The organism is Intrasporangium sp., from assembly GCF_035280925.1.
Taxonomy (GTDB): Bacteria; Actinomycetota; Actinomycetes; order Actinomycetales; family Dermatophilaceae; genus Intrasporangium.
The window spans coordinates 1-8,335 of record NZ_DATEEY010000006.1 but is presented as its reverse complement, the minus strand read 5'-3'; the positions used below and the strand labels follow the sequence as shown (position 1 = coordinate 8,335).

Here is an 8,335-nt window from a genome sequence, read left to right as displayed (position 1 = left end):
CTGGCTCGTTGCGCTCCTTGCGCTCGGCGCGGTCGCCCTTGAGCCGATCTGGCAGAACCTCGCGTTCGGCCAGGTCAACATCCTCATCATGCTGGCCGTCCTGGTCGACCTGCTCCGGCCGTCGCACCGCTGGTCCGGAGTGCTGGTCGGGGTCGCGGCCGGAGTGAAGCTCACTCCGCTCGTGTTCATCGTCCTCCTCGTCCTCGTGGGACGTCGCACGGCCGCGAAGCGCGCCATCCTCACCTTCGCCGGCACTGTTGCCGTCGGCTTCGTGGTGAACCCGAGTTGGTCGGCGAGCTACTGGGGCCATGGCCTCGTCGACGCCGGCCGCATCGGGCCACCCGCCCTGGCCCACAACCAGTCGGTCTACGGCGCTCTCTCTCGCCTGCTCGACGCCAGGCCGTCGATCCTGCTCTGGCTCGCGCTCGCCGTGCCCATCGCGGTCGCCGTCCTCGGCGTCGCCGTCCGGTGGTGGCGACGTGGCGACCCGCTCCTCGGTGCCTGCCTCGCGGCCGTGGCGATGCTCCTCGCCTCACCCATCTCCTGGTCACACCACTGGGTCTGGGCCGTGCCCATCGCCCTGGTGCTGTGGGAACGCCGCCGGTTGGCTGCCGTCGCGTGGACCATGGCCTTCGTCGCCCGCCCGATCATCTGGCCCGGCCACGGCGGGGGCCGCGAGTACGGGTGGACGGCTCTCGACCACATCGTCGGCAACGCCTACCTCCTGGCGGCGGTTGCCATGGCAGTGTGGGCGGCCCGCACCGACATCGTGGTTCCTCGGGTTTCCAGTCGATTGCGCGGACTGCACTCTCGATTCCGCGTACCGTCGAGGCGTGCGAGGCGGAACGACCGCGAACCGGATGGAGTACGTCACCTGGGGTGACGGGCGTAGGACCCTGCTCTTCCTCCAGGGTTCGCCGACGAGCTCGGTGCCCAGCGGTATGTGGGCGAGCATGCGGCAGAGGTACTTCCGGCCCTACGTCGAGGCCGGCTACGCGGTCTGGATGGTCACACGACCGCGAGGGATGCCGCGGGGACACAGCGTCGCAGACCTCGCCGAGGACCACGCCGGGTTCATCGGCGAGTACCTGGGCGGCAGGGTGGACCTGCTCCTGGGCGAGTCGTTCGGGGGCATGGTCGCGCAGTACCTCGCCGGCCTCCATCCCTCCTCGGTCGAGCACCTCGGGATGGTGGCATCCGGGTTCGAGGTCAGTGACTGGACCAAGGACGTGGACCGGCGACTCGCAGCGGCGGTCGAGCGCCGTGACCGGACGAGTGCCGGCGCCGCCTTCGCCGAGTACCTGCTGCCGTCCCCACGCCTCGAACGACTTCGCCGGCTCGGCGGGCCCCTCATGGCCAAGCCCCTGCTCGCGTCGCCCCACTACCCACCAGAGGACGTCGTCGTCGAGATGGAGGCCGAGGTGGCGTGCGACACCCGGCCGGTGCTGCCTCGTATCGAGGCGCCCACGGTCCTCGTCGCCGGAGGCAGGGACCAGATCTTCACGGGTGAGATCGTCGAGGAGACCGCCGCGCTCATCAAGGGCTGCCGTCTCGTGTGGCTCTCCGGCAAGGGGCACGTCGCCACGTGCACGAGCGCCAAGGTCGGCGGCGAGGTGCTCGGCTTCGTCGAGGCTCGCGGAGCGCACGGGCGGTCCACGGCATGACCGAAGGCTCGATCGGCATCGTCGGTGGCGGCATCGTCGGGCTCGCGGTCGGCCGCGAGCTCGCGCGTCGGCGCCCAGGCGTGCGAATCGTCATCTTCGAGAAGGAAACCCGTCTCGCGGCCCACCAGACCGGACACAACTCCGGCGTCGTGCACGCCGGGATCTACTACAAGCCCGGCAGCCTCAAGGCGCGCCTCTGCTCCCGCGGCCGCGAGCTGCTCAAGGACTACTGCACCGAGCACGGCATCGCCTACGACCAGTGCGGCAAGCTCGTCGTCGCGGTCGACCCCTCGGAGCTGGGACGCTTCGACGCCCTCGAGCAGACGGCCCTGCGCAACGGGGTGCCCGGCCTCGAGCGGGTCGGCCCGGAGCGGATCCGAGAGGTCGAGCCCCATGCCGTCGGTCTCGCCGCGCTGCACTCCCCGAGGACGGCGATCACCGACTTCGTCGCCGTCGCCGAGGCCATGGGCAAGGAGATCCTCGACAGCGGTGGTGAGGTCCACCTCGGCACGACCGTGACCGGACTCGAGCGCAGTGCCGGCGGCATCGACGTCCAGTGCGACTCGGTCCGCCACCGGGTGGACCTGCTCGTCCTCTGCGCCGGGCTCCAGGCAGACCGGCTCGCGCGGCTGGCCGGCGACGCGGGCGGGCCTCGCATCGTCCCCTTCCGGGGGGAGTACCTCGGCGTCAGCCCGGCGAAGCGGCAGCTGGTGAACGGGATGGTCTACCCGGTGCCCGACCCGCGCTACCCGTTCCTCGGCGTGCACTTCACGCGCCGCGTCCACGGGGAGCTCGACGTCGGACCCAACGCCGTCCTCAGCCTCAAGCGCGAGGGCTACCGCCGGCGCGACTTCCGGGCCGCGGACGTGCGAGACACCCTCTCCTGGCCGGGCTTCTGGCGGATGGCCCGGACCCACTGGCGCACCGGCGCCAAGGAGGTCTACGGGTCCCTTTCGATCCGCGCCTACATGCGAACCGCGCAGCGGTACGTCCCTGCCATCGGGCCGGCCGACGTCGTCCGCAACGGGATGGGCGTCCGAGCCCAGGGCGTCGAACGTGACGGCACCCTCGTCGACGACTTCCGGATCACCCACAGCGACGGCGTGACGAGCATCCGCAACGCGCCGTCACCAGCCGCCACCTCGAGCCTCGCGATCGCCGAGTACGTCGTGGACGAGATCGACCGGGAGGGCTGACCCGCCTGAACCGTGGTTCGAGGTACAGCACACCCCCTATGGAGCGGACAAACACCTCGAACCGGGGTTCAGAAAGGTGGTTGCCTGCCAGCCGCTCTCGTCGGCATCGTCAAGGGATGGCCAACGCACAGGTCCGGCAGGCACGTGCCTCCGACGCGGACGTGGTCGGACGCCTGCTGCGCGAGTTCAACGACGAGTTCGACACCCGGGGTCCGGAGGCCGACGCCTTCGCCCGCAGGTTCCACCAGCTCCTCGACCGGCCCGACGTGCTGGTCCTCCTTGCCGAGAACAACTCGCACCCAGTCGGGTTCGCCTACCTCACGCTTCGTCCCACGCCGTACTACGACGGGCTCCTGGCCCAGCTCGAGGAGCTCTACGTGCGACCCGACCTGCGCGACCAGGGCATCGGGACGGAGCTGCTGCTCGAGTCCGTCGACGCAGTGCAGGCGCGGGGAGCGTGCGAGGTGCACATCAACGTCGACGAGGTCGACGTGGACACCCGACGCTTCTACGAGCGGCACGGATTCACCAACATCCAGCCGGGCGCCGACTACCGGATGCTCTGCTACCTGCGCGAGCTGTGACGGTGTCGCGGGCCTCCACGGGCTGACCCGCGCACCGTGAGAGTCTGTGCGCGTGATTTCCTCGCGCGCGAGCGGCGTCCAGCTGCACATCACCTCGCTGCCCGACGGCCGGCTGGGCCCGTCGGCGCGTGCCTTCGTCGACTGGCTCGCCGCGGCCGGGCAGTCGGTGTGGCAGGTCCTCCCGGTGTCCGTCCCCGACGAGCACGGGTCGCCCTACAAGTCGCCGTCCGCCTTCGCCGCCTCGCCGGCGCTGCTCGAGCACCCCGACGCGCCCGTCAGCCCCGACGACCTGGCGCGCTTCGCCGAGCGGGAACAGTATTGGGTCGACTCCTGGACGGCCTTCGGCGGGGACCTGGCCGACCAGGTCCGGTTCGCTCGCGAGTGGGCCGAGCTGCGGGCGTACGCCGCCGACCGCGGGGTCCGCATCATGGGCGACGTCCCGATCTACGTCGCTCCGGACGGCGCCGACGTCCGGGCGTGGCCGCACCTGTTCCGCAGCGATGCGGTGGCGGGCGTCCCGCCCGACGCGTACGCCGCGACCGGGCAGCTGTGGGGCAACCCGCTCTACCGGTGGGACGTCATGGCCTCCGACGGGTTCCGTTGGTGGATCGAGCGACTGCGCCGGACCTTCGAGCTGTTCGACTACGTCCGCCTCGACCACTTCCGCGGGTTCGCCGCGTACTGGTCCATCCCGGCCGACGCCGAGACCGCGATGACCGGCAGGTGGGAGGAGGGGCCCGGCCGCGCGCTCTTCGACGCGGTCCAGGCGGATCTCGGCAAGCTGCCGCTGTTGGCCGAGGACCTCGGCGACATCGACGCCGCCGTCATCGAGCTGCGCCGTGAGCTCGGCTTCCCCGGCATGGCGGTGCTGCAGTTCGGCTTCACCCCGCACGACCCGGCCAACATCCACCACCCGAGCCGCCTGCAGGACGACCAGGTCGTCTACACCGGCACCCACGACAACGACACCGTCGTCGGCTGGTGGGCGCAGCTCCCGTGGGACGCCCGGGACATGGTGCGCGCAGCCTGCCGGGAGACCGGGGTGGACATCGATGCCGACCGAGAGCCGTCGTGGGCCGTCATCGGGCTCGCTCTCGCGATGCCGTGCCAGCTGGCCATGATGCAGGCGCAGGACGTCCTCGCCCTCGGCTCCGACGCCCGCATGAACACGCCCGGCATCGAGGGCGGCTGGGGCTGGCGCATGGACCCGGGTGCACTCACCCCCGCCCAGGCCGGGCGGTTGCGCTCGCTCACCGAGGCCGCCGGCCGGGTGCGGTAGGAGCGGGTGCCAGCGTGCGTCCGCGACGCGGCTCAGCGGCATACGGATGATGCCGTATGCCGCTGGGCCACGTTGGGCGCCCACGGTGGCGTTGGGCGTACGGTGACGTCCGTGACCTCGTTCCCCACTGTGACGATCGACGACGTCCGAGCGGCGCAGGACCTCCTGCATGGCGTCGTCCGGCCGACCCCGCTCGAGTTCAGCCGCGGACTCAGCGAGCGAGTCGGCACCACGGTGCAGCTCAAGTGCGAGAACCTCCAGCGCGCCGGCTCGTTCAAGATCCGGGGGGCCTACACGCGGATGGCCCGCCTGTCCGAGGACGAGAAGCGCGCCGGAGTCGTGGCGGCCTCGGCCGGCAACCACGCGCAAGGCGTGGCCCTCGCCGCCTCGATGCTCGGCATCCAGGCGAAGGTGTACATGCCCGTCGGGGCTGCGACGCCGAAGCTGCTGGCCACGCAGGGCTACGGCGCGGACGTCGAGCTGCTCGGCACGACGATCGACGAGGGCCTCGTCGCGGCCGAGCGCTTCGCCCGGGAGACGGGTGCCGTGCTCATCCACCCGTTCGACCACCCTGACATCGTGGCAGGGCAGGGCACGTGCGGCTTCGAGATCCTCGAGCAGTGTCCCGACGTCAAGACCGTGGTGGTGAGCGTGGGGGGCGGCGGTCTGCTCGCGGGCATCAGCACGGTGCTGCGGGCCCTCAAGCCGGACGTGCGGATCATCGGCATCCAGGCGGCGGACGCCGCGGCCTACCCGGCGTCGCTGGCTGCCGGCCACCCGGTGCCGCTGGGGAGGATGGCGACCATGGCGGACGGCATCGCCGTGGGTCGGCCCGGTGACGTGCCCTTCGGCCTGATCCAGCAGCACGTCGACTCCATCGAGACGGTTTCGGAGGACTCGCTCGCCCGGGCCCTGCTCTACCTGCTCGAGCGGGCCAAGCTCGTCGTCGAGCCTGCCGGCGCCGCTGCCGTCGCCTGGCTGCTCGACGGCGTGCCGGACCCGGAGGTGGAGGGGCCGGTCGTGGCGGTGCTGTCCGGGGGCAACATCGACCCGCTGCTCCTGCTCCGCATCATCCGCCACGGCATGGCCGCGGGCGGCCGGTACCTCGAGCTGAGGGTCCGGGTCCCCGACCGGCCGGGATCGCTGGCGGGCCTGCTCGCCGACTGCGCGGCGCTCGATGCCAACGTCGTCGACGTGGCCCACTCCCGCACGGTGCGGGCGCTGAGCGTCCAGGAGGTCGAGATCGGCGTGACGCTGGAGACGAAGGGCCAGGAGCACGCCGACGCGGTCACCGCTGCCCTGCGCGACAAGGGATATCGCCTGAGCTTCGTCGAGTGACCCTCGTTGCTTCGTCCTCAGGGGCGTGGCACGGAATATGGTGCGGAGCATGGCGGACCTCAGAGCGCAGTCGGACACGCCGGACGTCATCGTCGTCATGGGCGTGTCGGGAAGCGGCAAGTCGACCGTCGCCAAGGGCATCGCGACGACGACGGGCTGGGACTTCGCCGAGGGCGACGAGTTCCATCCGAGGCCCAACGTCGAGAAGATGGCCAGTGGCCAGCCGCTGACGGACGACGACCGCTGGCCCTGGCTGCGCCTCATCGGCGGCTGGATCTCCGAGAGGGTGTCCCGCGGTGAGTCGGCGGTCGTCGCGTGCTCGGCCCTGAAGCGTGCCTACCGGGACCTGCTTCGGGAAGGGCGACCGCAGGTGCGGTTCTGCCACGTCAACGCCGACCCAGAGGTCATCGAGGAGCGGATGGAGCACCGCGAGGGGCACTACATGCCGGCGTCGCTGCTGGCCAGCCAGATGGCCGCCCTCGAGGATCTCGAGGACGACGAGGCCGGTGTCGTCATCTCCAACGAGGGATCGCGGGCAGAGGTCCTCGACCGCGCCCTGCGCGCACTGGGCCTCGTTCAGGAGGAGTCCGCGAGCGGCCCGACGACGTCGTAGCGCGCGCAGGCGAACGCGCCGTTGCGCCCCACCTCGGTGACTCGCAGGTCCAGGCGGCGCGGGAGGAGCGGCCGGCCGGCGCCGAGGACCACCGGGGCGATGGACACGGCCACCTCGTCGAGCAGGCCCGCATCGGCGAACTGGCCGGCGAGGTCGCCGCCGCCGACGACCCACACGTCCTTGCCGTCGGCGGCGTGGACGAGGTCCTCGTGCACGGTCGAGACGTCGCCCCGGACGAACGTGACGTCGCCGTCGACCGAGCGCAGCTCGCGGTGGCTGAAGACGCGGCACGGCAGCCGGTAGGGCCACCTCCCGCCCTCGTGGTCGAGCACCCAGTCGTAGGTCGTGCGTCCCATGGTGATCGCACCGATGCCGGCGATGAAATCGTCGTAGCTGAACGGCCCGTCCTTGTCGATCTGCTGCTTGAGCAGCCAGTCGAGCGAGTCGTTCTCGTCGGCGAGGAAGCCGTCGAGGGTGGTCGCTGCGTAGTAGACGGTGCGCGTCATCCTGCCACCTCCTGGTCGTTCGCCTGGCCATAGCGGCGGCGCAGCCAGTCGATCGGGTCGCCGTGGTCGACGGTGGCGCCCAGCTCGCGGAGCATGTCGCGGGCCACGTGTCGCCGGTGGGCGGCGAAGGTGAGCACGTGGGCGACGATCGACCCGAGGACGAAGCTCTCCGGTGGTTCGCAGAGCGCGTCGACGATGCGGTCGTCCCAGGCATCGCGCCGCTCGATGTCGCGCAGCATCTCGAGCCAGCGGCCTGCAACCGCCCGCTGCCGGTCGAGCAGCGTGCCCGGGTCGTCGCCCGCGGATTCGGGGTGGTCCTCTCCGAGGATCGCCGCGAGCCAGACCTCCTTGGTGAAGATCTGCCGCTCGAGCACGCGCGCCACCGACGCCTCCTCCCCTTCGAACCACACCACCTGCTGACCCGGCCGCAGCTCGCGGTGGTAGTCGGCGTGCGAGAGCTGCTTGGCCACCTCCAGGAGGTCGCGGGTGTCATCGAGGTCGTGGTGGACCAGGTGGTCCAGGGGTCCGGTCATGGTGCGCTCCCCGGTATGGACCCACAGCGAGGTGGGTGGGTGGAAGTGGATGCCGTTGGGTGCGGGCAGCCAGCTGCTCCCGCCGGCCGGCTCGCTCGGCGGGTGGCCGAACGCCCGCGCGAACGCTCGGCTGAAGCCCTCGACCGAGTCGTAGCCCGCGGCGAAGGCCGCCTCGGTGACCGAGGTGCCTCCGCGCAGCTGCCAGGCGGCGCGCTCCAGCATCACCCTGCGCCGCATCGCCACCGGTGGCTCGCCGGCGTCGCGGCTGAGCAGTCGGGAGAAGTGGAAGGGCGAGGTGAACGCGCCGCCGGCCATGTCGTCGAGTCGCTCGTGGTCCTCGTCGAGCACCGCGTCCAGCAGCTCGCGCAGCCGGTCGCGCCCACGTGTCGTCCTCATGGACTCATCGTGCACCTGGCCGTGCCGATGGCGCCCGACCGTTCTTGCTCAGACGCTGAAGGGGCGTGTGGCGCCGAGCTCGATGCTGTGCGCTCGCCGGCGGGGCGTCAGGCCGCCCGCATGCCGTCCAGCTGTACGGCGAACCACGTCCCACCGTTCAAGGCGATGTCGTGGCACTTGACCTCGTGCTTGCCCTCGTGCGCGTAGTAGTAGAGCGGGTGCCCGG

General features: G+C 71.3%; 9 protein-coding genes. 7 read left to right on the top strand and 2 right to left on the bottom strand.

Annotation, left to right across the window (positions count from 1 at the left end; genetic code table 11):
* The 7 genes from VJN29_RS00445 to VJN29_RS00415 form a co-directional block, all read left to right on the top strand.
* Positions 1-883, top strand: an 883-nt coding sequence (locus VJN29_RS00445) for a glycosyltransferase 87 family protein (protein ID WP_324141360.1), incomplete at its 5' end; no start/stop codon positions are given.
* Positions 834-1,664: an alpha/beta hydrolase gene (locus VJN29_RS00440; protein ID WP_324141358.1), complete on the top strand. Its 831-nt coding sequence runs from the start codon at positions 834-836 to the stop codon at positions 1,662-1,664. The genes VJN29_RS00445 and VJN29_RS00440, both read left to right, overlap by 50 nt.
* On the top strand, positions 1,661-2,860 hold the full coding sequence (gene lhgO, locus VJN29_RS00435; RefSeq protein ID WP_324141356.1) for an L-2-hydroxyglutarate oxidase: 1,200 nt from the start codon (positions 1,661-1,663) through the stop codon (positions 2,858-2,860). The genes VJN29_RS00440 and lhgO overlap by 4 nt, the downstream gene beginning before the upstream one ends.
* 116 nt (positions 2,861-2,976) lie before the next feature.
* Positions 2,977-3,444, top strand: coding sequence for a GNAT family N-acetyltransferase (locus VJN29_RS00430; RefSeq protein WP_324141354.1), 468 nt, complete (start codon positions 2,977-2,979; stop codon positions 3,442-3,444).
* Between the two features lie 52 nt (positions 3,445-3,496).
* A complete protein-coding gene (locus tag VJN29_RS00425; protein WP_324141352.1) occupies positions 3,497-4,723 on the top strand; it encodes a 4-alpha-glucanotransferase in 1,227 nt (408 codons plus the stop codon).
* A gap of 111 nt (positions 4,724-4,834) precedes the next feature.
* The gene (ilvA, locus tag VJN29_RS00420) at positions 4,835-6,061 is read left to right on the top strand and encodes a threonine ammonia-lyase (RefSeq protein WP_324141350.1); all 1,227 of its coding nucleotides are present in this window, start codon (positions 4,835-4,837) and stop codon (positions 6,059-6,061) included.
* Between the two features lie 49 nt (positions 6,062-6,110).
* Entirely contained in the window at positions 6,111-6,674 is a 564-nt protein-coding gene (locus VJN29_RS00415; RefSeq protein WP_324141348.1) for a gluconokinase, read from the top strand.
* On the opposite strand, the gene VJN29_RS00410 is transcribed toward VJN29_RS00415, so the two are convergent.
* A complete protein-coding gene (locus VJN29_RS00410; protein WP_324141346.1) occupies positions 6,638-7,180 on the bottom strand; it encodes a dihydrofolate reductase family protein in 543 nt (180 codons plus the stop codon). The two genes, VJN29_RS00415 and VJN29_RS00410, sit on opposite strands and share 37 nt — an antisense overlap.
* Entirely contained in the window at positions 7,177-8,109 is a 933-nt protein-coding gene (locus VJN29_RS00405) for a helix-turn-helix domain-containing protein (protein ID WP_324141343.1), read from the bottom strand. Before VJN29_RS00405 ends, VJN29_RS00410 begins: the two co-directional genes overlap by 4 nt.
* Between the last annotated feature and the right edge of the window lie 226 nt (positions 8,110-8,335).